This window comes from Chthonomonas calidirosea T49, assembly GCF_000427095.1.
Taxonomy (GTDB): domain Bacteria; phylum Armatimonadota; class Chthonomonadetes; order Chthonomonadales; family Chthonomonadaceae; genus Chthonomonas; species Chthonomonas calidirosea.
The window spans coordinates 1,543,565-1,569,191 of record NC_021487.1 but is presented as its reverse complement, the minus strand read 5'-3'; the positions used below and the strand labels follow the sequence as shown (position 1 = coordinate 1,569,191).

The window sequence follows — 25,627 nt, the reverse complement described above, 5'->3', positions numbered from 1 at the left end:
CCATGTCGTTTTTCCAACCTCGTGTCGTGAGATGGAGACATCTTTCGAGCCGTAATGGGGATCTACCTACCCCTCCAGGCTCGAATCAACAGACCGGATGCCTCGTGGCCGATTTCGATCGCGATGGGTATAAGGATTTTATCATCACTTGCAGGGGCAAGGCACCTGCCATCGCGTGGTATCGCCGGGTGATGCAGGGTTGGGCGATCTACGTGATCGAAGATGAGGCCATCCCCATTGAGGCGGGCTGTGCCTGCTACGACATTGATGGGGATGGCGATCTCGATATCGTGGCCGGTAACGATTATCAAGGCGGTGCGCTCTACTGGTGGGAGAATCCATGGCCCCACTATGCGCCGGGCACTCCGTGGAAACGCCACGTTATTAAGCCGGACGGCGCCCACCAACATCACGATCAGCTCTTTGGCGATTTCGATGGCGATGGGCAAGCCGAGTGGTTTTTTGGAACCAAGGAGCCGAAAAGCTCTACTATGCCCCTATCCCATCCGATCCCTATGTTGAGCCGTGGCCCTACTATGACATTTGGTCGGGCGCGGGAGAGGGGCTAGCTGCTGGCGATATAGATGGCGATGGCAAGCCTGAGCTTTTGGCAGGGGGCAAGTGGTTTCGCTATGAGGGCCAAAATCGGTTCTCTGCTTATGTCATTGCTGCAGATCAGACGCATCCGCGCATAGCGGTAGGCGATCTCAACGGTGACAAGCAGCTTGAAGTGGTGATGGTCAATGGTGATGCTATTGGCCAACTACGCTGGTATGCCTATCATGGCGATCCGCGTGTCACAGCAAACTGGACGGCACACGACCTCCTTGAGCGAAATGTGGTGCATGGCCACACACTCGCCGTAGCCGATTTCAACCGCGATGGCCATCTCGATATCTTTTGTGCCGAGATGGCTAAGTGGACAGAAAGCCGCACCGATCCCGATAATCCCCAATGCAAAATGTGGATTTTCTACGGAGATGGCAGAGGCGGTTTCACCAAAACCGAGATCGCTACGGGTATTGGTGTGCATGAAGGCAAAGTGGCCGATCTCGATGGCGATGGCCGACCCGATCTCGTCTGCAAGCCCTATAACTGGGATGCGCCCCGAGTGGACTTATGGCTGAACTTAGGTTAAAACGTTACGCGCTCAACGGCTCTACCACAACAGCGGTTCCATAGGCTAACACCTCGGTAATGCCTGCAGCGATCTCCGTCGCATCGTAGCGCACCCCGATCACGGCGTTGGCGCCTTTTTCTACGGCGTGCTGTATCATGATCTCATAGGCTTCCTCGCGTGCATGCTCGCAGAGATTGGTATAGAGCGTGATGTTGCCACCGAAGAAAGCCTGTATTCCCGCTCCAATGTTTCCGAGAACGCTGCGCGATCGCACGGTGATGCCGCGCACTACTCCTAGGGTGCGCACAATGCGGTGGCCGGGCAGTTCGAAGGCGGTCGTCACTAGGTTATGATCCATCAAGGCAGATGGCATCCTTTTGCTCCTTATTTTATGAAAGTCACTGTAGGCCTTAGGGAACACCCACGGTGCGCTTCAGCTGTGTCAGTGTCTCCTGCAACTGCTTCATCGTCTGGCCGTAGCCGGCAAAATCCCCCTGGCGTAACTGCTGTTGGGAGGTGTTGAAGAGAGCGCTTGCTTTCTGGATAAGTAAACGCACCTCTGGTGCAAGGTTGCCTGCTGGTTTGATAGGTGTCGTACCTGTAGATGCATTTGAGGATGGGGCAGAGGGCATGGGTCTGCTTTCCGCACTGTAGCTGGGGAAGAGAAGCGCCAACCCCTGGTCGAGGCTATTGGCCATCACCTCCTGATCGCCGTAAGCCACAACCACTTTGGCCAATTTAGGCAGGCGGTTCACGTTGCTGGTGGCTTCCACATAGAGGGGGGCAATGTAAAGCAACGAGTGGTCTATGGGAATCACTAAAAGGTTACCAAACTCCGCTGTAGAGCCCCCGGCGCGCAGCAAAGAGAGCTGAGGTGAAATAACCGGGTCGCTGTTGATGCGCTGTAAAACTTGGGTGGGGCCAAGCACCGATACCTGTTGTGGGAACCGATAGAGCACAAGCTGTCCATAGTGCGGTGGGTCGCATCGGGCGCACATCCATCCGAGAATGTTCTGGTCTTCTCTGCGAATAGGTGAAAGCGGGCTCATCAGCACAAACTCCTCACCACGAGAGGACTGCGTTGGTTTGGTAGATCGGTTGCCCGCGCCCAAGTCAGGCAGATGCATCACCACATAGTAGGGCTCCATCTCGCGCGGCTGTTGATCCATGGTGGAGAGAGGCTCGTCTGGCACCGCCCACACATCCTCACGAAGGTAGAACACGCGCGGGTCGTCCACATGATACACGGCGTAGATGGCTCGTTGAATGCGGAACAGGTCTTCCGGATAGCGCAGGTGTGCTCGCATTGCCGGCGACAGGTCGGAAAGTGGGTGGAAAATGCCAGGAAAGATGCGGCTGTAGGCCTGTGCAATGGGATCGGAGGGATCGGCTAGGTAGAGGTTCACGCGGCCGCTATAGGCATCTACCGTGGCTTTCACGCTGTTGCGAATGTAGTTCAGCGTTTCGGTGGTCAGCGGGTTGACTGCAAGCTGGCGAGGGGTGGCATAAGGGTAGCGATCGGAAAGCGTATAGCCATCAATAACCCAAACAAGATGGCCGTTGTCGGGGTCAATGACGAGGTAGGGATCGGTATCCTGCTGAAGGAAGGGAGCTACCAGCTGCACCCGCTCACGAATATCTCTTCGCCAGAGCACGCGCGTGTTCGGAGTGAGACTATGGATAAGGAGCAGATTCCAATCGTTGAGGCGGTAGGCAAAGAGCAGTTTACGAAATAGGGAATTACCGATGCGAATCCCTCCATGTCCCTGATAAAAAGCGTAGTGATCTTGGTCATCGTTTCCGGTTGCCGGATAGTCGAACTCTGGCTGTTGGGTATCTACGTAGACGGGACGATAGTCCAACATACCATAGTAGATCTGGGGATGGGCGATGGTCAATCCTGCCGCTTCTCCAGTAGCTTTAGGCGGAAATCCTTCGATGAGATAGACAGGGTCACCATCTACCGCTTGGTTGACGGGGGACATCACCACGCCATAGCCATGGGTATAGCTCAGCCGGCGATTCTGCCAAGTTTGGGCCGATTCGGGTAGGGCATCTACATCCATCTCACGGGCGGCAAGCATCACCTGGCGGAGATGCCCTTGGAAGAGATAGCGATCAATATCAATGTTGGGCACGCGGTCGCCGTTGGGCAGCAGGGCTTCGAAGCGATAGTAGGGCTTGATCGCCTGTATCTGCTGGTAAACCTTGGCAAGATATTTGTAGTCCCAAAGACGCACGTTATCGAGAGTGGCACGGTTCTTCTCTAGAACGGACGCGTTGAGGCTAAGGGCGGCAGGAAAGTTGTTCACTTGGAGCACGTGCTCTAACCCATAGGCCGAGCGAGTGAACTGGATGTTGCGTTGAATGTAGGGGCGTTCAAGACCAAACTGGTTTGGGGCTACTTGCAGCGTTTGAGCCGCCTGCGGTACCACGCCACCCAAAAGGATGGTGGCAGCGAGCCAGGCCCCACCGCTCCAAATGGCCGGCTTAAGACGCCATGTTTTCAAGGCCATCAAGCAGGTAACGGCGGTAATAATCAGCAAGACTATCTCGACATGAATGGCAAAAAGGCGGTAGTGTACGTCCACGTAGTCGGCGCCCACGAAGATGCCGTTGTCGTGCTGTAGAAGGCCATAGGCTCCGAGTTGCGTGCCAAACGCCTGGGTGAGCGCAAGTAGGGCAATAAGCACGATGGCAGGCCGTAGAGCGCTTTGCGGTAGACCCCCTTCGGGGCGGGCATTAAGCGCGCGCTCCAAGTAGCCAATGCCGATAACCGCTGCTAGCGCAACCAGAAAGGTGATCATAAAAAAGCCTTGAAGATAGCTCAAAAATGGCAGTTGGAACACATAGAAACCGATATCTTTGTGATATAACGGGTCGAGCTGATGAAACGGCATGCCGTGAGTAAACAGCAACCAATCGTTCCACTCATCCGAAGCCGATCGTCCTGCCCACAAACAGAGGATAAGAGCCACAACGAAAGCGATGCGCCGAAGGAGGCGCGGCAAAACCGGCTTCTGGCTGCTTCCGAGCCGTTGAACCAGTTGGCTCCAAAAGACGTCGGGGGTGCTATTGATCGTAACAACAACACTGGTGAAGAAGATAACAAAAAAGAGGAAGGCCGCTGCAAAGTAGAGCAGCGATTTCGAGATCACCTCGGTGAAGAAAACCTGCGGATAGCCCACCTCTCTAAACCAAAGCCAATCGGTATAGATCGGCACAAAGTTGTGCAACACGAGAAAGAGACCAAAAAGCACAAGAAAGGCGATGAGGAAGATAAGTCCGAGGCGGCGTGGGAAGGCGGAGGGCTGCTCATGTAACACTATGATCTCGGGTTCGTGCGGTCTAGCCATCGGTTCCTCCAAAGAGCAAACGCCATCGTTAGTCTTTTGTACAAAAGCACTTCGCTTTAGTATAGCATACGGAAGTGGGCGCGTTTCGGTTTAGTAAAAAATGGGGAACGACTCGTCTCCTCCGAAGCCGGTTTCCTGCTGCCACCAAACAGGCTGCTGAGGCGTAAAACTCGATAGGTGGCTTTCCAACGGCCATTGCCGCATCCTGCAGGGTATACTTGCGTCATGCAGAGGGCAATAACCAAGGAAGAGGGTACCCCAACAAAACCGTCACGCATTCTTTCTCTGTTGCAAGCAGGGCTTGCCTTTGTCGGTGACAACGCTACCCTTGCGGCCGAATCGGCGCGGGCGCTGCTAGGAGGGGGGCTTGCCTTGCGTGACCTGGTAGTGCAGATGGCCTCGCTCGGCTCCGACTCGATCTGGATCGTTGTGGTGATCGCGTCGGCCACCGGCGCCGTGTTTGCCTACTATGTGGCCAATATCTCCCTTTCTGTGGGTTATACCGGGTTTGTGGGAGGATCTATTGCCTACGCCTTCCTCAACGAGCTGGGGCCGGTGCTCGGCAGCGTGGCTTTTGCTGCTCGTGTGGGAGCTGCCATTGCCGCCGAAATTGGCACCATGGTGGTGACCGAACAGGTGGATGCACTGCGGGCCATGGCCGTTTCACCCGTGCGCTACCTTGTTTTGCCACGTTTGCTTGCTTGTATCACCATGCTGCCGTTACTAATCGTTTTCGCCGATGGGGCAGGTATCTATGGGGGGTATCTGTTCGCCGGTCTGCGTGGCGTACCTCATGTAGACTACATCAACTCGATTTATACCTACGTTAAGCCCTTTGACCTTATCAATGGCCTTATCAAATCGATCTGTTTTGGAGCCATTGTGGGGCTGGTGGCCTGCCAGCAGGGGTTGCGGACTCAAGGGGGAGCGACCGGAGTAGGGCGAGCAACCACCTCTTCGGTGGTCTGGTGCGTACTGCTCATCTTCGTGGCCGATGTGTTTCTTACTCCACTTCTTACCGGTCGTGTGCAGCTACCATGAGCGCCATCATCTTGAAAGACCTGGTCTATGAGGTGGATGGAAAGCGCATTCTCGACCAAATCCACCTAGAGGTGCCCCGAGGCGAAATTCTCTCGATTATGGGGCAGAGTGGCAGTGGAAAGACAACCCTTCTGCGCATCATGACAGGGCTGCGAAGGGCTACGAGTGGGCAAGTGCTCATTGATGGAGAGGACATCACGAAGATGCCGGAGCGTGAACTCGACCGGGTGCGATTGAAAATGGGGCTTGTGTTTCAATATGCGGCTCTCTTCGACTCGCTCACGGTGTACGACAACATCGTCTTCGGGGTAGTGCGTCATAAGAAGAGGATCTCCCGAGAAGACCTAGACGCTCTTGTGAAGGAGTTGCTAGAGGCCGTTGGGTTGGAGGAGAGCGTAAAAAACCTCTATCCTGCGCAGCTTTCCGGAGGAATGCAAAAACGTGTGGGGTTGGCAAGAGCGCTGGCGATGCGCCCCTCCTTTCTCTTCTACGACGAGCCCACCAGCGGGCTAGACCCCATTACGGCACACACCATCGATCAGCTCATCGTGCAGACATGTAAACGCAGAGGGGTTACCTCGGTGGTCGTGTCGCACCATCTTCCTTCCATCTTTACCATTTCGGATCGCATTGCCATGCTTCATGAAGGGCGTATCGTCGCCATCGGTACCCCAAACGAAATACGGCACTCGGATAACCCGGTTGTTCAGGCGTTCATTGCGCCGGAAAAAGACCTGCTGCTCAGCGCACAAGGGTTATCCTGAAGGGAAAGCAAAGACCGCTGCCAAAGGCCAGTGGGAGGATAAGAATGGAGTCGAAATCGTTAGTAAAAGTGGGATTGCTGACCCTCATTGGGCTAGCACTTGGCTTCTTGGGGCTGCTCTATCTATCTCATACCCACACCGACGTCTATCTTGTGACGGTCTATTTCGACGATACTTTAGGGCTGGCGCCACAATCTATTGTCCGCATGCAGGGCGTGCCTATCGGCGATGTCAAAAGCATCTCCATAGATACCCACCATGTGCCATTTCGTCCAAAGGTGGTTTTGGAGATAGAGCGTAAATATAGCATTCCCTCCAACTATCAGTTCGTCATTCTCTCCGGCATCCTCATCACGACCCCTCAGATCGAGGTGGTTCCCCCGCCCCAAGTGCAGGCTCTGGCCCCGCCCTTGCCGAAGGATAACACGGCCGTGGTGCAAGGCGCTCCCCCGCAAAGTCCCTTGGCCGCTCTCAGCCCACATTTTGACGAAACGCTACAAAATCTAAACAGCACCCTCACCGCCATACAAGGTCATCTTGGCAAATTAAGCGATAAACTTCAGCTTCTCATCACCGACACCGACCAGCTTGTCCGCACCTCTAATCAGACAGTGGCCTCGGCCAACCGACTTATTGGTGACCCGCGCACACAGGCCGATCTCAAACAGACGGTGGAGAACTTTCGCATTGTTTCTCAGCAGGCTGCTGTTACTGCCCAGCATGTTAGCCGGGAGCTTGAGGCGTTTATTCAGACCGGGCAGGTTAAGTTCAATGCCCTCTCCGATGCAACGACCGACCTTGTTACAAAGCTTGGCAATACCATTGATGATGCCCGTGAGGTCGTGCGAAAACTAACCGAACAGGCCAGTAGCCCCCAGCTGCAACGCTCTATTCAAGAAACGGTAGACCTTGCCCGCTCTACCCTGGCCAGCGTCCGCCAGATCACGGCCGACATTCACCAGATCGCAGGTGACCCCGAGCTCGCTGCCGGCATTCATCAGACCATCCAAAACCTCTCCGACACCACGGCCAAGGCCGACACCGCCATGCAAAAGGTCAACGATATCCTCGATAATCTTCAGGGCAAGATAAAAAAGGCTAAAACGGTGAAGTTTCCTCAAACCAGCCTGCGCATAGACGCAACGCGCGACTTTCGCCCTGGCTACACCCGTGTGGATGTGAACGGCTTTCTCAATTTGGGTCGCCATGATGTCCTAAACCTCGGTCTCTACGACTTGGGGGAGACCAATCGGCTCGATCTCCAGCTCGGTCAACGCCTTACGAGCGCCGATCTCCTACGCTACGGCATCTACGCTGGGCGACTGGGAGTAGGGTTCGACTACATGCCCAACAACCCATTTGGACTCCGTTTCGACCTTTACGATCTAAATCATACGCGGCTTGACGCCAAGGCGCTCTATCGGGTAAATAGTGACCTGTGGCTGTGGGCCGGCGCAGAGGGCATTTTCCGTCGCACGGTTCCGGCCGTTGGAATAGAGTGGAACCGGTGAGAAGTTGCCGGCGGGCAGGCAAAAGTCTGCCCGCCAACCTGTGCGTAACCGATGTAGGGTAGGTTCGAAACCTACCCCGACTGTAGATAGGTTCGGAACTATCCTTACCGATTGAATTTGAGGAGAGATTTTTCCATGAAAGTCATCTTAACACGGGACGTGCCAAAACTTGGGCAGGACGGAGACATCGTTAACGTCGCCGATGGCTATGCCCGCAACTATCTGTTTCCACGGCGCCTCGCGGTGCTAGCGCATGGGGCCGCGTTGAAACAGCATCAGGCGCGCTTAGCACGCGAGAAAGAACGCGGTGCACAGGCGTTGGAGGAGGCCAAGCGTCAAGCCGAAAAGCTGAACGGTGCGGAGCTTGAGATCATCGTAAAGACGAGCCCAAACTCGACAAGGCTCTTTGGTTCCGTTACCGAGGCCGATGTGGCCGAACAGATCCAGCAAAAATTTGGCATCACGGTGGATAAGCGCAAGATCGGCTTGGTAGACCCCATCCGCACCACGGGGCGATATGAGATCGGGGTGCGCCTACACCCTGAGGTGCGTGCCCAGTTCGTTCTTTATGTGTTGACCGAGGAGCAGCGTGCTGAGCGTGAGAAAGAACGTCAGGCTGCTGCTTCTGGCGAAACGGCCAACGCGGAAACCGCTGCCGCAAACTAGCTAAAACCCTTTAAGATACAGAGGGAGAGCGCACACCGCTTGCCCTCTGTCATCTTTTTATCAACCCTACAGGCTTCAAGATGACTCTCGACCGCATCCCTCCGAACAATTTGGAGGCCGAACAGGCTGTTCTCGGATCCATGCTCCTGGAACGTAGTGCGGTGGAGCGGGCCGCCGAGATCCTTCGGCCCGACGATTTCTATCGCGACGCGCATCGCTTTATCTTCGAGGCCATGCTTGCCCTCACCGAACGCAACGAGCCGGTAGATCTCGTCACCCTTACCGATGAACTCCGATCGCGTCAACAGCTCGATCTGGTGGGAGGGCTGCTCTATTTGCAAAACATCATGGACGCTCCAGCAACGGCGGCGAACGTAGAGCACTATGCCCGCCTCGTGGAGGAGAAGGCCGTTTTACGGCGGCTCTTGGATGCTGGAACACGGGTTCAGGGGCTGGCCTATAGCGATTTCGAGAGCATCGAGGAGCTGGTGGATCAGGCAGAGCAGATCATTTTTGAGGTGGGGCAGCGTCGAATGGGGCGCTATTTCTACGAGTTGCGCCCCCTTTTGAATGCCGAACTCGACCGCATTGAGAAGCGCTACGAAAACCGTGGAGCTCCCACCGGCCGCCTAACCCCCTTCGACGATCTAAACTACAAAACGGCAGGTCTACAGCCCTCCGATCTCATCATTATTGCGGCAAGGCCCGGCATGGGCAAAACCACGCTGAGCCTTCAACTGGCTCAGCACGTCGCTTTAGAAGAGCGCCTGCCGGTGGCCATCTTCAGCCTGGAGATGTCGAAAGAGCAGCTTGTGACTCGTCTTATCTGCTCCGAATCGCGTGTGGATGCCCATCGTTTGCGCACAGGCAACCTGCAGCCAGAGGATTGGCAGCGCGTGGGCGAGGGAATCAGTCGGCTAGCGGAGGCACCCATCTTTATTGACGATACGCCCGACATCTCCATTATCGAGATCCGCGCAAAATGCCGGCGGTTAAAGGCCGAAAGAGGCCTTGGCCTGGTGCTGATAGACTATCTACAGCTCATGCGCTCGCATCGCCGCACCGAAAACCGCAACCAGGAGATCTCCGAGATCGCCCGCGCGTGCAAAAGCCTTGCACGCGAGCTTGACGTGCCGGTTATTGCGCTCTCACAGCTCTCGAGAGCGGTGGAGTCGCGCCCTGATAAACGTCCTCTGCTCTCCGACCTGCGCGAGTCCGGTTCTATAGAGGCCGAGGCCGATATCGTGATCTTCATCTATCGTGAAGCCTACTATAAGATGCGCGAGGAGGAAGAGGAGGAGGGCCCGCGCTCGTATGGAGCCGAGCGTCAAGAGGAGGCTGAGCTGATCATCGCGAAACACCGCAGCGGCCCTACCGGTAAAGTGATCGTGGGTTTCCAGCCGCAGTACACTCGCTTTGTGAACATTGACCGGGTGCATGAAATTGAGGAGGGATAGCCTAACATGAAAGTCTTAGTGGTGGGGGGTGGGGGACGCGAACATGCCCTTGTTTGGAAACTGGCCCAAAGTCCGCGCGTGGAGAAGATCTACTGCGCCCCAGGCAATGCTGGCATTGCACAACAGGCTGAATGCGTTCCTCTAAAACCCACCGACCTCGAAGCCCTAGCCAACTTTGCGGCCGCTCAGAAGCTGGCGCTGACCGTGGTCGGGCCCGAAGCCCCTCTCATAGCCGGGATCGTTGACCTCTTTGAAGCGCGCGGCTTGCCCATTTTCGGCCCCTCAAAAGACCCCGCTCGCATTGAGGGCAGTAAAGCCTTCGCAAAGCGCCTCATGCAGACCTCCGGCATTCCTACAGCGTCCTTTTGGGTGTGCGATTCGCCCACCGTGGCGCGTGCCCGCATTGCGGATTACTATGCCCAACATGGCGCCGACGCTCGAATCGTGGTGAAGGCCGATGGCCTTGCTGCGGGTAAAGGGGTAACGGTTGCCACCTCGCGTCAGGAGGCCGAGGAGGCCGTCCACCGCCTGATGGAAGAGAAGGTTTTCGGAGAGGCCGGCGCTCATGTGATTATCGAGGAGTGCCTTACTGGGGAAGAGGCCTCCATCATGGCGATTACCGATGGCAGCCATATTGTGCCCCTTCTGCCCTCTCAGGATCATAAGCGGGTCTACGATAACGATCAAGGCCCTAACACCGGCGGCATGGGGGCTGTCTGCCCTGTGCCCATTCTTCCACCCGATCTCACTCAGCAGGCTGTAGAACGCATTTTGCGCCCGGCCATCGAGGCCATTCGCGCGCTTGGCATTCCCTATCGCGGAACGCTCTATGCCGGAGTGATGGTGACACCGGAAGGACCAAAGTGCATCGAGTTTAACTGCCGATTTGGCGACCCTGAAACCCAAGCGGTGCTGCCTCTACTTGAAAGCGATCTGCTAGATCTGCTGCTAGGCGCGGTTGAGTGTACGCTCGACCAAGTGGAAGTATGTTGGAAGCAGGGAGCAGCCGTCAATGTGGTGGCGGCCTCCGCAGGCTATCCGGGCAGCTATGAAACCGGCAAGCCCATTTACGGTATTGAGGAGGCGGAGGCCGAAGGGTGTTTAGTGTTTCATGCGGGAACGCGCAGAGAGGGAGACCAGCTCGTGACGGATGGGGGGCGTGTGCTGAGCGTTACCGGTCTAGGAGCCGATATTCACGAGGCGATGGCGCAGGCCTATCGCGGCATTGCGCGCATCTCTTTTGAGGGCATGCACTACCGGCGCGATATCGGTGCAAGGAACCTGCGTTGATATGCCCCGTTTCGCCGATCTTGTGGGTCAAGAACCAGCTATAAACGCGCTACGCAAGGCAATAACCCAAGGGCGCTTTCATGGTACTTGGCTGATGGTGGGCAGCCCCGGTGTGGGGCGCGGCACTTTGGCGCGCACGTTGGCACAGGTGGTTGCCTGCCAGACTCCTCAAAGAGACCCGCTTGATGCTTGCGGCGTCTGCGTCTCCTGTCGCTATGCCGATGCCGGCTCTCACCCCGAGATCCTTACGATTCGTCCGGCCGGTGAGCAGATTCAGATCTGGCAGCTTTGGGATCGCAATGGACGCCCTCCCGGCGCTTTATCGCATACGCTCTCCTTTGCCCCAGTTATCGGGCGAAAGCGAGTCTACATTTTAGAGCAGGTCGAGCGACTTACGGAGGCCGCTGCCAACAGCCTCCTCAAAGTGCTAGAGGAGCCGCCTCCCTACGCACTCTTTATACTCACCGCACCCCATCCATCACGCGTTTTGCCCACTATCGTTTCGCGTAGTCAGGTGCTGCGGTTGCTTCCCCTCCCGCAAACCGCTCTGGCCGACTACCTCAGACAACGCTTTGCGCTAGAGCCAGCTCAGGCCTACCAAGTTGCGGCGATATCGGAGGGACGCATCGGACAAGGGATACGGCTCGCAAGCAACCCACAAGCGCTTCGGGAAATAGAGAACGTGTTTGAACTGATCGAGATGATCGCTGTGGCACCTAAAGGACGCGCTCTTCGACTCGGCGAACAGATGCGGCGGCTTGCCGGTGAGCTGAAGTCCTTCTTTGAGGAGGAGGCAGCCAACTCGGAATCGGAGGAGGGTGAGCCAAGCGTTCAACGAGAGCAGGCCGCACGGCGCCAGTTTGCCGCTCTTTTCGATTTGATGGTTATCTTCTATCGTGATCTCTTCCTGTTGTCCACATGTGGCCCAGAGGCGGCCATCGTAAATGTTCATCGGCGCTCTGCTCTGGCCCACATCGCCCAGAAAGCCTCCCCACAACGTTGGCAACACGCCATCGCCGCCATTCTTTTAGCCCGTCGGCGACTCGATTTCAACGCCAACATCCCCCTCCTCACCGACACCCTCCTCATGCAGCTGCTTGCAGACTAGAGGCCATCCTTTGTCCGTCGGCAATGAATAGGAGAGTACGGTAGCCCGCCATCTAGCGCTAGCCTTGAAACATCGCTCCCTTCTCTGTCTGGAGAAAAGGCGCGAAAAGTTGCTGCAACTCGCGATCCCCTCGATGACGCACGAGGTCAAGAACAGTCCATCCGTGGAATGAGAGACTTGGGATCGCGTTGTAATGGAGAAGGGCTTGGATAGACTTTTTGTCCTTCAAGAGAGTGGCCAAGTATAGCACTGGACGACCATCCATATCCAACGCGTTTGGGTTTGCACCGTGAGACAGCAGAAGGGGAACGTCATCGCTATCTCCTACCTCAATGGCCCATGCGATAGGGGGAATATCCAGATCGTTTTGAGCGTTGGGGTCGGCCCCATGTACGAGCAACAGGCGTACGATGGCATGTTGATGCAGCGACAAGGCCATGAACAGTGGGGTAAAGCGATATTCGTCACGCGCATCTACGAAGGCGCCGTGTGCTAGCAGCTCCTCCACCATGTCGGGGCGTTTATGGATAACAGCCAACATAAGTGGCGTCGTAACGGGAACGCGTGGGGCACGCAAAGGCCCGTGCAATGCGTTTTTTAAGTAGGTGGCCGGCGTAGGCTTAGGGTTCTCATAATCAAGAGGAAAATTGGGGTCGGCACCAGCGTTTAGAAGGCGAAGGAGCATGGCATTATCGCCGCGTTCGATGGCGACGGCGAGGGAGCGATCGTTATACAGCTGGTAGAGGCGTGCCAAAAGAGGCTCGCCACCTGCAAAGCTCCCTACAAAAAGTAGGGCAGCAAAAAGCCACAAAATAACTTTTCGACGTACGCCTCTTTGCGCTTTACGATTGTGAGGCATATCCTCCTCCCATTCTGACGATAGGGTGCCGTTTTAAATACCGTATAGCGATCGAACTTTGTCTCAGCCGCTATTAGAATGGTTCCCCCTCTATTATGGAGAAAAGAGGGTAACAAATCGCGATAGATTTTACCCTCCTTGCCGCTTCCCCACAGAGAGCGATCCCGCGGTCATAACAGATGAAGGTGCCCTGCCAGATTCCGGTTTGATGAGCGCGGGGAGGGGTTGTAGAGGTTCTAGAGACACTAGTTGCAGCTTTTCTTAGTTCCCCATTCGCCCTTCACCTTTTCGTTCTCTCTCGCAGAAGCCACCTAGCCAAGCCGGTTTTGGGCAGGTCGGGAACCGGTAGGGAGCAGGGCAAACCCTCCTGGTTTAAAATGATACGTGCTGCTAAATAACCGCTTCGAGCAGCACCCTCCATGGTGGAGGGCCAACCGGTCTGAGTCCACTCTCCGGCAACAACCAGATTGGAAAGGGGGCTTTTTTGGGGGGGGCGCAGAGCCTCTATCCCTGGTGCTGGTGAGAGGGTGGCTTTGGGCCAACGCACCAACGTCCAATGCACAAGTTGCGCCTTTGCCACATCTGGCAGGCAGGCGGCGAGGTCTTCTAGCAGCAGCGATTTCAAGTGCTCCTTCTCCATCGTCTCGTAAGGATAGGAGGCGCTGATCACTATGCTAAGGCAAGAGCCTTCTTGGGGGTCTTTGCCGAGATTGTGCGAGCGATGAAAAATCCACTCGATGCGCCGATCGAGCACGGCAACGGCTTTCGGGCAGGCGATGGGCCGATCAAACCAAAAATGCGCTCCTAAGATGGGCACGAGGGGAATCTGTAGCACCTTCTGCCAGTAGGTATCGCTGTCAATAACATCCCTAGGAAGCAGATGCCCTAGCTGGTCGCACTGAACTGCCGAAACGTACCAGTCGGCACACAAGCGTTCACCGTCGGCTAGTACAACTTCTTTAACGCGCTGGCCTTCGACCTCTATGCTTTTGACGGTGGTCTTCGTGCGCACGCAGCCACCTCGCTGGCGAAGGTAGTCTAGCGTCGGCTCGGTATAAAGTGAGGCTAGAGGAACTTTGGGAATGCCAAAATGAAACGCCTTAGGATGTGCCAAAAACCCTGTCTGAAAAAGGAAGAAGGCATGAGCACAGGAGATGCGCTCTAGCTCCTCATTGCAGGCGCTCACGAGAATGGGGCGCCAGAACCGCCGAATAGCGGTTGGGGTCTGGTGAGTCGAAGTAAGCCATGCGGCAAAGCTCTGTTGCTCCCACAGCGGGCGATGCGGGTTCGTGCCCAGGATTTTTAGAAGGGCATAAGAAATGCCCAGCTTATCGCGTAGAGAGAGCGCACGAAACCGAAGGAAGGAGGGCAACGTGTGCAGCGGGGCTGGAAGCGGGCTGCCGCGTAGAACGGAGCGTCTGCCGTTCGGCTCCAGAAACTCCAGTGTGTCGCAGTAGTCTATCTGTTGATGCACTCCAAGGCGTTCGAGGAGATCGGCCAGATTCGTGCAGCATCGCATAGTGCCGTGCTGGCACTCATCTACCCGTTCGCCCACAATGGGGTCTACGAAGGAGGAGGCTCTACCTCCCAACAACGGGCGTTTTTCCAGCAGCAGCACGCGAAAACCGGCATCGGCCAGAACAACGGAGGCCGCGATGCCAGCTACCCCTCCACCGATAACCAAAACCGATTTTGCCCGACTGTGCGAATCGCCACTATCGTGCAACCGAGACCTCCTCGACATTGCGTCAGTAGGATATGTTCATTATGCAACAAATAGCGGCTTGCTGCGCGATTCGGTGTTTTCTACCGTTCCTGTGGAACGTCATCGCCGTGACTAGGCCAAATGGACCTTGGAATCGAGCACACTTGTCTGCGCCAAGATTATGAGAATGATGTTGAGACAACTCAGCGCTACGAGAAACGGCATGAAGGGCAAGGTGGCTCGCCAAACTGAAAAAAGAAAAGAGAAGAGTAACAGACAAGAGCGAACTCCTTGCTTTCCTTTCAGCAAAGGGATGCCTCTCATTCTCACTTTTCCAAAAAGTTTGGTACAATATCGGTGAGGGATTATTCCTTCCTATTCTCTTAAAGTAGGGCGAACGCTTGCTCTTTTGGTGATCATTATGGGACTTTCGGAACCGGTGAAAGAACAGCCTTCTGTAACCGTATCGCGGCGAGTGGCCATCGGTATGTTTTTAGCTCTTGTTGGGGGCGTTCCCTTAGCACGTTGGTTAAGCAGTCGGGGGAGAGATGTCTCGGTGGAAGGTGCCTCCATGCAGCTGCCTCGCGCCCTCTCACCCCAAGATTCGCTGCGACGCTACGGTTTTTATCTCACCGAGTGCGCGCAACAGTGCGGCATCCACTTCGTGCATCAGGCTCCGCAGTTCGATCCGAAACTGAACAACATTATGCCTGAAGTGGCCTCCTTCGGAGCTTCCGTCTCCATTGTGGATTTCGACCGGGATGGTTGGGCGGATATTTTTGTAACCAACAGTGGAGTCGGCACTCAGTGTGCCCTCTATCGGAATAACCACGACGGCACCTTTACCGACGTCACCGAGGAGGTCGGCTTACGCGATCTCAACGCGCCTGGAACCGGCGTCTGCCAAGGTGCTGTGTGGGGAGACTACGACAACGATGGCTTTGAAGACCTACTGGTCTATAAGTGGAGCGGCCCTACTCTTCTGTTTCATAACGAAGGGGGCAAGCACTTCACCAACGTAACCTCCGGCAGTGGGCTACCTGCAAAGGCCAACATCTCCAACGCGATTTGGCTCGACTATAACAACGACGGTAACATTGACCTCCTCTTATGCGGCTATTTCCCCGACGATATAGACCTGTTTCACCTCACCACCACGAAGATCATGACCAACAACTTCGAGTACGGCAGCAATGGAGGCCGCCTGTATCTGCTAGAGAACCTTGGCGGGGGGCGTTTTGAGGACGTTACCGAGCCGATGGGTTTAGGAGGGCGCTATTGGGCGCTGGCGGCTGCTGCCGCCGATCTGTGCGGTAACGGTTACCCTGATATCGTGATCGCCGGCGACTATGGGGCCTCCCTGTTCTTCTATAACGACCGCGGGAGACGGTTTATCCCTATTGCCAAAAGCGCCATCTACTCGTTTACTGAAGGCCCAAAGAGCGGTATGAATGTAAGCTTTGGCGATATTCTTAATCAGGGACGACCCTGCATCTATATCAGCAATATCTCGGAGCCAGGTGAGCTGATGCAGGGTAATAACCTGTGGGTGCCGCAACCAGGCACGACAGGGAAGGCGATTAAGTACGACGAGATGGGGGCCGAGATGGGGGTGGCCATGGGTGGCTGGAGCTTTGGTGCGCAGTTTGGAGACCTCAATAACGATGGCTATCTCGATCTCTATCTTACCAACGGCTTCTATTCGGGCAAACGCGACCAAAGCTACTGGCACGATTTCAATAAGGTGGCTGGGGCGAATAGCGCCATTATCTCCGATGCGGCTAATTGGCCCCCGTTTAACGGTCGAAGCCTCTCCGGCTATGAAAAGAAGTGCGTCTGGCTTGGCGATGGTACCGGCCACTTTACCGAGGTGGCTCAGCAAGTTGGGGCCACCGACCTCTATGATGGACGAGCCGTTGCCTTGGCCGACCTGTGGAACAACGGAGCTCTCGACGTGATTGTGGCCAATCAACGAGGCCCTCTGCTGATCTATCGCAACACCGTGGACCCCAAAAATAGGTGGATTGAGTTTCATTTGGAGGGCACGCGAAGCAATCGCAGCGCTATCGGCGCTGCGGTAACCTTGTACTGGAATCATCAGCAACAGCTACAGTTTGTGCTGGGCGGTTGTGGATTTGCAGCGGAAAACCAACGCCGTCTTCATTTTGGCCTTGGCCCGGAGCCTCAAATCGAGAAACTCATGATCCGATGGCCCTCAGGCCTTATTCAAACGCTCCCTGCTTCTTCTCTTCGAATCAATGCAATTAATAACATTAAGGAGCCCTAATCTATGAGTAATCTCTCTATATTAAAAAATGCGGCAGAGCGAGTGCGACCCAAGGGCCTCGCTTTGCGAATCGATCCGCGTTATATTGCGCCTCTGCTCGTTACCTTCATCCTGCTGATGGCACAGCTCTCCGCGCGTGTTCTTGTGAACCCGTTCTATACACTGGCCGCCATCCTCACCAGTATGGCGACCGAGCTAGTTCTAGGGCGCCTCACCTATGGCAAATGGCCTCATCTTGCCAGCGCCTATGTCAGCGGCATTAGCGTGGGCATTCTGCTGCGTTCAGACTTCATTTGGCCCTATATGCTCTGCAGTGCCATCTCCATTACCTCTAAATATGCCATTCGAGTGAATGGACGTCACCTTTGGAACCCCTCCAATCTCGGCATTGTGGCCACCCTCTTCATTGTGCCCAACGCCGTTTCAACTTTGATGAATCAGTTCAGCAACGGACTGCTCCCCATGATTGTGGTATGGATCATCGGTTCGATGGTGATCTATCGTCTCAAACGTTTTCATATCTGCCTCACCTACGTGCTAAGCTTCTGCTTCTATGCCTTTATCCGAAGCCTGATCCTGCACGACTCGTTTTTAACGGAGGTAGCCCCCATCACGGGGCCCATGTATCAGCTCTTCACTTTCTTTATGATCACCGACCCAAAGACCACCGTCCACTCGAAACGAGGACAGATGTTGGTGGCCTTCCTAGTAGCGACGGTGGAAAACTTCCTGTGGCTCTACGGCTCGCTTGCCTCTCCGCCGGCCGAATCGTTCGGCGGTATCATTGCCTCTCATCCACCTTACTTGGCTTTGACATTGGTTGGGCCACCCGCCAATCTTATCGAGATACTGCGCGAGAAACGCCGAAATGCCGCGCAGCAGGCCAACTCCGCTCCGGCTCTCCAGGTGGCTATAGGCAAATAGGCTCGCGAGTTAGATTTACAGGTCTAGGGTAAGTCGGAAGGCGGCGCGAAAACGCGCCGCCTTGCTTACAGCAGCGGACTGTAAAGCTTCACGATATGCCCAACCCCGTTTGGAGAACGCGCGGCCTGTGCTTCTCCTCTATCCTCCGTTGTGTCTTGAAGGGCTAGGTGATTAGAGGGGAAGAGTAGTCTTCGGTCCTCTCTCAGAGGAAGCCAAAACGGAGAAGCCCCTAGTTACAGCCGATGAGACGCAAGTAGTCGCGAGCGATTTTGAGATCTTCTAACGCCTCGAAAGCGTCGCAAGGGGGGCGAGCCTCGCCCTTTAGGGCCCGAACAAAGTTGATGGCCTGTTGGCGCATGGAGTGAACCCAAGGCAGCGTAGGACTAACGCGTCTTGGCTCGGTTTGGCCCCCTGGGTCGTAGTAAACCTCAACATGCCCTGGACGATGAGAGGCGAGAGGAGCCGGCAGAGAGATATGTACATAGCCATGTTCAAATGCCACCAGGGCGGTCTCTTCCCAAGCCCGCGTGGTGGTGTAGGGCTGCATCTCGATGGTCGCTGCAACGCCACTGGCGCTTTCCGCCACCAGAAGCGTTCTGGAGGGATGGGCATAGGTGAGCTTATAAGGCTCGCCAAGTAGGTGGCGAAGAAGGTTGACTTGATGAATGTAGTAGTTCACGAACTCAATGTAGGTGCGAGCGCCCTCTGTACTGAGGTCGGTGGGTGGTGGATCGTGTGGAAGATTGGGATACGGCTCGTCGGTGGTGATGAGGTCGGTAAACCCTCCGGCAACCCAATCGCCGGGCGGCATCGTGATGCGTACATAGCGCAGTTTGCCGATCTCACCGGTCTGCTTTAGGCGCTCGATCTCCGCTTTCGCCCACATAACAGCAGGGTCGCTCCGCTTGTTGTAGCCCACCATATGCCATGTTCCGCTCTCCTTTAAAGCGTTTATCATCTGCTCGCCCACGGCCAGACTACCGGCAAGCGGCTTTTCAGTGAAGATGGGGATTCGCGCTGCATAGAGAGGAATAACCACCTGCCCGTGCCGCGTGAAGGGTTGAGACACCACAAGGCCGTCGAGCGACTCTTTAGCGAGCATCTCCTCCGCAGATAGGTAGACATGGGGAACTCCGTAGCGCTGAGCCACCTTTTGCCCGAGTTGAGGGCGTAGCTCAGCGATGGCCACTACCTGACAATCAGGCAAGGTGATGTAGTTTTTTAGATGGGCACATTGGCCCATACTGCCCACCCCTACAAAGCCGATTCGTACCTGTTGCGACATGTTCCTCTCCTCAAAGGGTATCGTGCTGTTGGGGGATATATCCTTGGAACGAGGCCTCGAATCCTGCCTTCGCTTTGCGAAGAGAGGCGTCTGTGCCTTCTTAACTTGCTAAGCGATTTCCTTAACGCTCTCTAGAGACGGCTTTTTAGCGCGCTTGGAGGTGCTTCCGCTTAGCGCGGAAGGAAGATGTGGTGTTCTTAAAGGGGATCTCGCTTAGTTTCGTAGATGTTTGCCTGTATTTAGCACATGCTGAACACGCTCTAGGCTTTTTGGATGCTTAGCCACCTCAACAAACGCCTCGCGTTCAAGCTGTAGAAGCTCTTCCTCCGTGCACGAGCGTTGCGTTTCAGCATCTCCATAGAGGACGCGAGCGAGCTGACCGGCAACGAAACGGTCGTGCTCGGTGATGAGCCCTTCAGAGAACCACTGTTCAAGCGCGTGATGCAGTCGCTCTTTTGCCGCGCGCCCGAAGGTAGGAATAGGTTGAGGGGAGGGAGGACGATAGTTTGCCTCTCGAAGGCGTTTTGCATGGCACTTGGCTTCGTAGAGCAGACGGTCGGCGTTTGGGGTAGTGCCATCGGTAGAGCGAAGGAGGCCGTTCTTCCTTGCCTCATCGGCACTGGTCGTTATGGAGGGGATCGTAAGCCGCTTGAAAAGACTCTCCAATGCGTCAAGCGGAGAGCCCTGTGTCTGACTCATCGTACGCGCCAACATCTCTTTGGTGCCGCCACCTGCCGGTATAAGCCCAACACGCACCTCTGGTAAACCCATTGCTAGCTCGCGGGCGGCCTGCACATAAGCGCAATGCAGTGTGCCTTCGCAACCAGCTCCGAGCGTGTAGCCGTGCGGGGCTGCCACCGTGGGAAACGAAGCATATTTCAGGCGTAGAAAAGCAAACTGTAGCTCCTTCAGCATGATGTCGAGCGCCCGCCACTTTTTGGCTTCAATAGCTTCTAAGAAAAGACGCAGGTTATAACCTGCCGAAAAATGAGCAGCCTGATTGCCGATGACCAGGGCCCACCCTTCTTTCTCGACAAGCTGACAAACCTGCTCGATAAAGCGAACGAGAGCCGGCTCAAAGGTGTTCATTTTGGTGTGGAACTCGAGGCAAACCACATCGTCATCCAGCGTGATGAGAGATGCGGTAGCATCTGCAAGCAACGTTCCACGTTCCTGTTTTAGCTCGGACAGAGAGATATACTCTGGCTCTTTCGGAGCAGGAAGATATTTGCCTTCTAGAAAGGAGAGATAGGTGCGCTGGTTGTCAGTGTTTCTGTAGTAGGGACGCTTGTTTTGCGGCTGCATAAGATCGGCTATGGCTCCAGGGCCGAGCTCCCACTGAAACCCCCACTGCATAACGCGGTCTATGGTGAGAATATCGTCGGCGATCTCCGGCCCAACAGCGGCTACATAGTCTACAAATCGGGAGAGAAGGGTGTGCAGAAACTGCGCTTCAGGGGAAGGAGCTTGGGCTGCTTGGCCGATGACGGCCAAGCGTTGCGGCAACGAAAGTGTTTGGAGATGTTCCGCAAACGGCAGGGGCTCAGTTCGACGAGGCCGATAGGCCTGTAGGTTAGGATCGAACACCTCAATATGCTCGTTTTGACGCCGATAGAAGCCACTCCCCCGTTTTTCGCCAAGCAAACCCCGTTCCAAAAGGTACTGTAGGGCCTTAGGAGGGGTGAGGAGTGGTCGCTTGGGGTCGTTTGGAAGCAGTTCATATTGATGACGTGCGACGGCAGCGACGATGTCTAACCCAACGATGTCGGCCATACGAAACGTCGCGCTGCGCGGACGACCGATGAGCGAGCCAGTTAATCTGTCCACCGTCTCAACCGATAGACCGAACTCCTCGGCAAGGTGCATCGTTTCCAGCAGATGCTCAATCCAAAGCCGTGTGGATATGAAGCCTGGGGTATCGCGGGCGAAGGCCACACGATGGCCAAGCACTTGCTCGGCAAATCGAGCAAACCCTGCAACGAGACTGGGGTCGGTTGTGGACAGTGGAACGATCTCGAGAAGCTTAAGATAGCGAGGGGGGTTAAGAAAGTGGGTCCCAAAGAAGTGGCCACGAAACGAATCGCTCCTCCCTTCGCTCATTGCATGGAGGCTCAAGCCGCTGGTATTGCTGGTGATAAGCGTTTGAGCGCCCCTATATTCATCGGCAAGGGCGAGCACATGGCGTTTGGTTTCTAGGTCTTCCACGACGGCCTCGACGATCCAATCGGCCTCTTTGAGGGGATGAATGTCGTCCTCTATATTGCCTGCATGGATGCGCTCAGCATATTCCGGGAGTGCCAGCAAGGGGGGGCGGGCATTTTGGAGACGACGGATGCGCTCTTCAGCTAACTGGTTGCGTTGGTGAGGCGAAGGGAGATCGAGCAACCAGACCATCCAACCGGCATTGGCAAGCTGGGCGGCGATGCCGCCGCCCATGGTTCCTGCCCCAAGCACCACCGCAATACCCGTGGTTTTTGACTCGTCTATCATGTCCGCACTCAGGGACGCTGTGACAACGGCAGCACAGGGCGTTCGCTCGGCCCGATGTATTCGCTTTCGGGACGTATGAGCCGGTTATTCTCCAGCTGCTCGATGATGTGGGCGCACCAGCCGGTGATGCGACTCATCATGAAGATGGGGGTATAGAGCGGAATGGGGATATCCATGAGATAGTAAAGGAGACCGATGGGGAAGTCCACGTTGGGGTAAAGTCCTTTGGCCTGCATCATCTCGCGCTCGATGATATCCGCCATTTCGAGCCAATGCGTTGCCCCCTTGCTGTTGACCAGCTCAATGACGTACTGTTTTGCAATGCGAGCGCGCTCATCGCCATGTTTATATTCGCGATGTCCAAACCCCATGATCCGTTGTTTCCGCGCAAGAGCCTCGCGAACCCACTCCGCAGCACGCTCCGGCGAGCCGATTTCGAGGAGCATCTGCATGCTCGCTTCGTTGGCGCCGCCGTGCAGAGGCCCTTTCAGCGTTCCAATGGCCGATACCACCCCAGAGTAGATGTCGGATAGTGTGGAGACGGTGACGCGGGCCGCAAAAGTGGAAGCATTATAGCCGTGCTCGGCATAGAGGATTTGGCTTACATTAAAGGCACGGCCGATGAGATCGGAGGGTTCGTGGCCTGTAAGCATCCAGAAAAAGTTGGCGTTATGGTTGAGGTCGGCCCGTGGCGTGGCCGGCTCTTGCCCTTGACTTAGGCGGTAGCTGTTGACAATAATGGTGGGCAGTTGAGCATAGAGTCGAACGGCCACGGCGCGATAGGTCTCCGCAGTTCTTTCCTCACGCTGTGGGTCGAAAAGAGCGAGCGCAGCCACGGCGGCCTTCACGCGATCCATTTGGGAGGCCGCAGGGGGTAGGGTGCGCAGCAGGGAGATAACCTCGGAGGGAACCCCACGATGGGCGCCGACGGTCTTGCAGAAAGCGTCGAGTTGGCTTTGGTTGGGCAGATCACCGTAGATAAGCAGATAGGCGACCTCATCAAAGCTGCAGTGATCTACCAGGTCGTGGATGTCGTAGCCACGGTAGCTTAGCCGGTTCCGTTCAGCATCTATTTTTGAGATGGCGGTAAGCCCGGCGACATGCCCTCTAGTCCAGGGCTGTAGGATGCGCTTGGCATGGAAAGGCTCCTCTGAAAATTCTTGCTTTATGAAAATCTTCTTTTTCCCAAAGAGAAAATCCTTCTCTTTTCTTCTACGTGTGGGAGCCGAAAAGCGTTGTGAACTCGCGAGGTACAACGCAACGGGTCGCAGCTGCTTCTGAACCATCTGCGGAGATGACAGGTATAATGAAAGGTAGTGAGGAAATCTACCTCCGCAGCGTTGCGGAAGATTTGGAGTTTGCTGACCATGGAACAGTTGTCACAGAGTTTGCTGGAGCTGATCACTCAGACCGCTACCAACATGCCTGCCGATGTACGCCGTGCCCTTAAGCGTGTCCTAACAATGGAGGATAAAAACAACCGTTCGGGACAGGCGCTTCAGATCATCGGGTTAAACATTGATATGGCCTGCGAGCGCGAGCAGCCCATTTGTCAGGATACAGGCATGCCCACCTTCTTCATTCACACGCCGGTGGGGGTAAACCAGATCGCCATGAAGCGGGCCATTCACGAGGCCATTGTGGAGGCCACGAAGCTAGGTAAGTTAAGACCGAACTCTGTAGATAGCGTTACTGGTAAAAATGCTGGCAACAATATCGGCCCAGGAACTCCCATCATCCATTTTGAGCAGTGGGAGGAGGATGAGATCGAAGTGCTTCTCTTATTAAAGGGAGGCGGCTGCGAAAACAAAAACATTCAGTACTCTCTTCCTTGCGAGTTAGAGCATTTAGGACGGGCCGACCGTAACCTGGAAGGCGTCTATAAGTGCATCCTTCATGCGATTTGGCAAGCCCAGGGACAGGGGTGTAGTGTGGGTTGCTTGGGAGTCTGTATTGGGGGCGATCGCACGAGTGGCTATCATCATGCCAAAGAGCAGCTGTTACGCCCTCTGGACGATGTGAACCCTAACCCAGTTTTGGCGGAGCTAGAGGAGCGGGTTATGGCGCATGCGAACGACTTGGGCATCGGCACCATGGGTTTTGGAGGCAAGGTGACTCTCTTTGGCTGCAAAATCGGGGCGCTGAATCGGCTTCCTGCCTCCTTTTTTGTCTCGGTGGCCTACGATTGCTGGGCTTTTCGGCGCCTAGGGGTGCGACTTGACCCGCAGACGGGGGCTATCCGCCGATGGCTGTTCCGCGAAGAGAGGCCACAGCGTTTGGCCGATCAGGAGAACCTTCCACTTACGGGCCGCGAGCTCCATCTCACAACGCCGTTAAGCGAGGAGGACGTGAGGAAGCTTAGGGTGGGCGATGTCGTATTGCTTTCTGGGGTGATCTACACGGGTCGCGATGCTCTTCATAAGTATCTCATGGAGCACGATAGCCCTGTGGACCTTCGCGGACAGGTGATCTACCATTGCGGCCCTGTGGCGATCAAAGATGCGCAAGGACGTTGGAAAATCACTGCGGCTGGGCCTACGACCAGCATGCGCGAGGAGCCTTATCAGGCCGATATCATCCGGCGGTTCGGCATAAGGGCTGTTATTGGCAAAGGCGGGATGGGCGAAAAGACCCTTCAAGCCCTGAAAGACTACGGTGCTGTCTATTTGAACGCTATTGGCGGAGCGGCGCAGTTCTATGCCGAGTGCGTGACGGAGGTGGAGGGGGTAGACTTTCTCGAGGAGTTCGGGATACCTGAAGCCATGTGGCATCTACGTGTAAAAGACCTGTTGGCGGTAGTCACGATGGATAGCCATGGCAACAGTCTGCATGAGGTTGTGGAGGAGGAGAGCGGGAAGAACCTAGAGCTCATAGCCCCACGAAGATGAAGCCCGATGCGATCCTTCTGTTTGCCCATGGCTCGCTGCTTTGTGGCGCCGGAGAGGCTTTGCAAGCCCATGCGGAGCGACTGCGCACCAAAGGGCTTGCTGCCAAAGTGGAAGTAGGCTATTTGAACTATAGCGAGCCGCTATTTGGGGAAGTGGTGGCGCGTTTGGCACAAGAGGGAGTACGCCGTATTTTGGTGCTGCCCTATTTTTTGGTTCCTGGGAAATTTGTAAAAACCGATATTCCCAAAGCGTTGGAAGAGGTAAAGGCGCGTTATCCCGAAATGGAGTTTGTTGTGGCCGAACCGATTGGCTATGATGAAAACCTGGCCGATGCGCTTATCGCAAGCGCTTTTGCCGCCGTAGGGCCTGAGGCATGGCGTGAAGACCTCGAGCGTGCAGCGCGCTTCTGTCGCGCTTCGCCCGATTGCCCGCTCTATGGAACGGCAAAATGCCCTGCGACCTCGGGAGTGAAACAGAATGGCTAAACGAGCTCTGCTAGTGCTGGTTCATGGCAGCCCGCGCCCTGCCGCTAACGAAGCGATGTATCGCGTGGTTAATGAGGTAAAGCGACGCGATATCTTCCCCATTGTGGAGGTCGGTTTTCTGGAGTGCAATAGCCCCTCTATTCCAGAGGCCATCGCCCTTTGCGTGCAACAGGGCGCCACGGAGATCGTGGGCGTTCCCTATTTTCTGCATACGGGTACCCATGTAGCCGAGGACCTGCCTTCGCTGTTTGAGGAGGCCCAAAAGCGCTACCCACAAGTGCATTTCCGACTTGGCCCCTACTTAGGGCGTTCCTCCCAGTTAACAGAGGTGTTGGCCAAACGTGCTGTGGAGGCTGGCAATTTCGAGTAGATGGTTGGTTTCTAAGAGCAG

General features: G+C 55.6%; 21 protein-coding genes. 14 read left to right on the top strand and 7 right to left on the bottom strand.

The genetic code is table 11. From position 1 onward, the window contains the following. The first annotated feature begins 2 nt into the window (after positions 1–2). Positions 3–569, top strand: coding sequence for an FG-GAP-like repeat-containing protein (locus CCALI_RS15705; protein ID WP_081648300.1), 567 nt, complete (start codon positions 3–5; stop codon positions 567–569). After that, the gene (locus CCALI_RS06540) at positions 455–1,138 is read left to right on the top strand and encodes an FG-GAP repeat domain-containing protein (protein WP_044948951.1); all 684 of its coding nucleotides are present in this window, start codon (positions 455–457) and stop codon (positions 1,136–1,138) included. Before CCALI_RS15705 ends, CCALI_RS06540 begins: the two co-directional genes overlap by 115 nt. A 4-nt stretch (positions 1,139–1,142) precedes the next feature. On the opposite strand, the gene CCALI_RS06535 is transcribed toward CCALI_RS06540, so the two are convergent. Continuing rightward, the gene (locus tag CCALI_RS06535) at positions 1,143–1,493 is read right to left on the bottom strand and encodes a YbjQ family protein (protein ID WP_016482685.1); all 351 of its coding nucleotides are present in this window, start codon (positions 1,491–1,493) and stop codon (positions 1,143–1,145) included. 37 nt (positions 1,494–1,530) lie between these two features. Continuing rightward, positions 1,531–4,476, bottom strand: a complete 2,946-nt coding sequence (locus CCALI_RS06530; protein ID WP_016482684.1) for a UPF0182 family membrane protein — start codon at positions 4,474–4,476, stop codon at positions 1,531–1,533. A 225-nt stretch (positions 4,477–4,701) separates the two neighbouring features. Here CCALI_RS06530 and CCALI_RS06525 point away from each other — a divergent pair, with 225 nt between their 5' ends. From CCALI_RS06525 to CCALI_RS06495, 7 genes are all read left to right on the top strand, one after another. Next, entirely contained in the window at positions 4,702–5,517 is an 816-nt protein-coding gene (locus CCALI_RS06525; RefSeq protein ID WP_016482683.1) for an MlaE family ABC transporter permease, read from the top strand. Beyond that, entirely contained in the window at positions 5,514–6,281 is a 768-nt protein-coding gene (locus CCALI_RS06520; RefSeq protein WP_016482682.1) for an ABC transporter ATP-binding protein, read from the top strand. The genes CCALI_RS06525 and CCALI_RS06520 overlap by 4 nt, the downstream gene beginning before the upstream one ends. Before the next feature lie 44 nt (positions 6,282–6,325). Next, entirely contained in the window at positions 6,326–7,792 is a 1,467-nt protein-coding gene (locus CCALI_RS06515) for an MlaD family protein (RefSeq protein WP_016482681.1), read from the top strand. 135 nt (positions 7,793–7,927) lie between these two features. After that, a complete protein-coding gene (gene rplI / locus CCALI_RS06510) occupies positions 7,928–8,458 on the top strand; it encodes a 50S ribosomal protein L9 (RefSeq protein ID WP_016482680.1) in 531 nt (176 codons plus the stop codon). Between the two features lie 80 nt (positions 8,459–8,538). Then, complete coding sequence (gene dnaB, locus CCALI_RS16020; protein WP_016482679.1) at positions 8,539–9,915, top strand: replicative DNA helicase; 1,377 nt, start codon at positions 8,539–8,541, stop codon at positions 9,913–9,915. A gap of 6 nt (positions 9,916–9,921) precedes the next feature. Beyond that, positions 9,922–11,205 (top strand): phosphoribosylamine--glycine ligase, encoded by a 1,284-nt coding sequence (gene purD, locus CCALI_RS16015; protein ID WP_016482678.1) that lies wholly within the window; start codon positions 9,922–9,924, stop codon positions 11,203–11,205. Position 11,206: 1 nt separating this feature from the next. Further along, a complete protein-coding gene (locus CCALI_RS06495) occupies positions 11,207–12,313 on the top strand; it encodes a DNA polymerase III subunit (RefSeq protein WP_016482677.1) in 1,107 nt (368 codons plus the stop codon). Positions 12,314–12,371: 58 nt separating this feature from the next. Here the strand turns inward: CCALI_RS06495 and CCALI_RS15055 are convergent, their stop codons facing one another. Next, the gene (locus CCALI_RS15055; RefSeq protein WP_016482676.1) at positions 12,372–13,172 is read right to left on the bottom strand and encodes an ankyrin repeat domain-containing protein; all 801 of its coding nucleotides are present in this window, start codon (positions 13,170–13,172) and stop codon (positions 12,372–12,374) included. Positions 13,173–13,452: 280 nt separating this feature from the next. After that, positions 13,453–14,898 carry a hydroxysqualene dehydroxylase HpnE gene (hpnE, locus tag CCALI_RS06485; RefSeq protein ID WP_016482675.1) on the bottom strand — a complete coding sequence of 482 codons (1,446 nt, stop codon included), beginning with the start codon at positions 14,896–14,898 and terminating at the stop codon, positions 13,453–13,455. Between the two features lie 400 nt (positions 14,899–15,298). On the opposite strand from hpnE, the gene CCALI_RS06475 reads away from it, so the two are divergent. Next, positions 15,299–17,164: a CRTAC1 family protein gene (locus CCALI_RS06475; protein WP_016482673.1), complete on the top strand. Its 1,866-nt coding sequence runs from the start codon at positions 15,299–15,301 to the stop codon at positions 17,162–17,164. Between the two features lie 3 nt (positions 17,165–17,167). Continuing rightward, on the top strand, positions 17,168–18,088 hold the full coding sequence (locus CCALI_RS06470) for an RnfABCDGE type electron transport complex subunit D (RefSeq protein WP_016482672.1): 921 nt from the start codon (positions 17,168–17,170) through the stop codon (positions 18,086–18,088). A gap of 229 nt (positions 18,089–18,317) precedes the next feature. On the opposite strand, the gene CCALI_RS06465 is transcribed toward CCALI_RS06470, so the two are convergent. From CCALI_RS06465 to CCALI_RS06455, 3 genes are all read right to left on the bottom strand, one after another. Next, complete coding sequence (locus CCALI_RS06465; protein ID WP_016482671.1) at positions 18,318–19,373, bottom strand: Gfo/Idh/MocA family protein; 1,056 nt, start codon at positions 19,371–19,373, stop codon at positions 18,318–18,320. A gap of 213 nt (positions 19,374–19,586) precedes the next feature. Next, positions 19,587–21,863 (bottom strand): 3-hydroxyacyl-CoA dehydrogenase/enoyl-CoA hydratase family protein, encoded by a 2,277-nt coding sequence (locus CCALI_RS06460; RefSeq protein ID WP_016482670.1) that lies wholly within the window; start codon positions 21,861–21,863, stop codon positions 19,587–19,589. Between the two features lie 8 nt (positions 21,864–21,871). Then, the gene (locus tag CCALI_RS06455) at positions 21,872–23,149 is read right to left on the bottom strand and encodes a citrate/2-methylcitrate synthase (RefSeq protein WP_016482669.1); all 1,278 of its coding nucleotides are present in this window, start codon (positions 23,147–23,149) and stop codon (positions 21,872–21,874) included. An 81-nt stretch (positions 23,150–23,230) separates the two neighbouring features. Here CCALI_RS06455 and CCALI_RS06450 point away from each other — a divergent pair, with 81 nt between their 5' ends. From CCALI_RS06450 to CCALI_RS06440, 3 genes are read left to right on the top strand one after another with little or no spacing between them, the layout of a single operon-like run. After that, positions 23,231–24,751, top strand: a complete 1,521-nt coding sequence (locus CCALI_RS06450; RefSeq protein ID WP_016482668.1) for a fumarate hydratase — start codon at positions 23,231–23,233, stop codon at positions 24,749–24,751. Continuing rightward, positions 24,748–25,236 carry a sirohydrochlorin chelatase gene (locus tag CCALI_RS15050; RefSeq protein WP_016482667.1) on the top strand — a complete coding sequence of 163 codons (489 nt, stop codon included), beginning with the start codon at positions 24,748–24,750 and terminating at the stop codon, positions 25,234–25,236. Before CCALI_RS06450 ends, CCALI_RS15050 begins: the two co-directional genes overlap by 4 nt. Then, positions 25,229–25,606, top strand: a complete 378-nt coding sequence (locus tag CCALI_RS06440) for a sirohydrochlorin chelatase (RefSeq protein WP_016482666.1) — start codon at positions 25,229–25,231, stop codon at positions 25,604–25,606. The genes CCALI_RS15050 and CCALI_RS06440 overlap by 8 nt, the downstream gene beginning before the upstream one ends. The last annotated feature ends 21 nt before the right edge of the window (positions 25,607–25,627 follow it).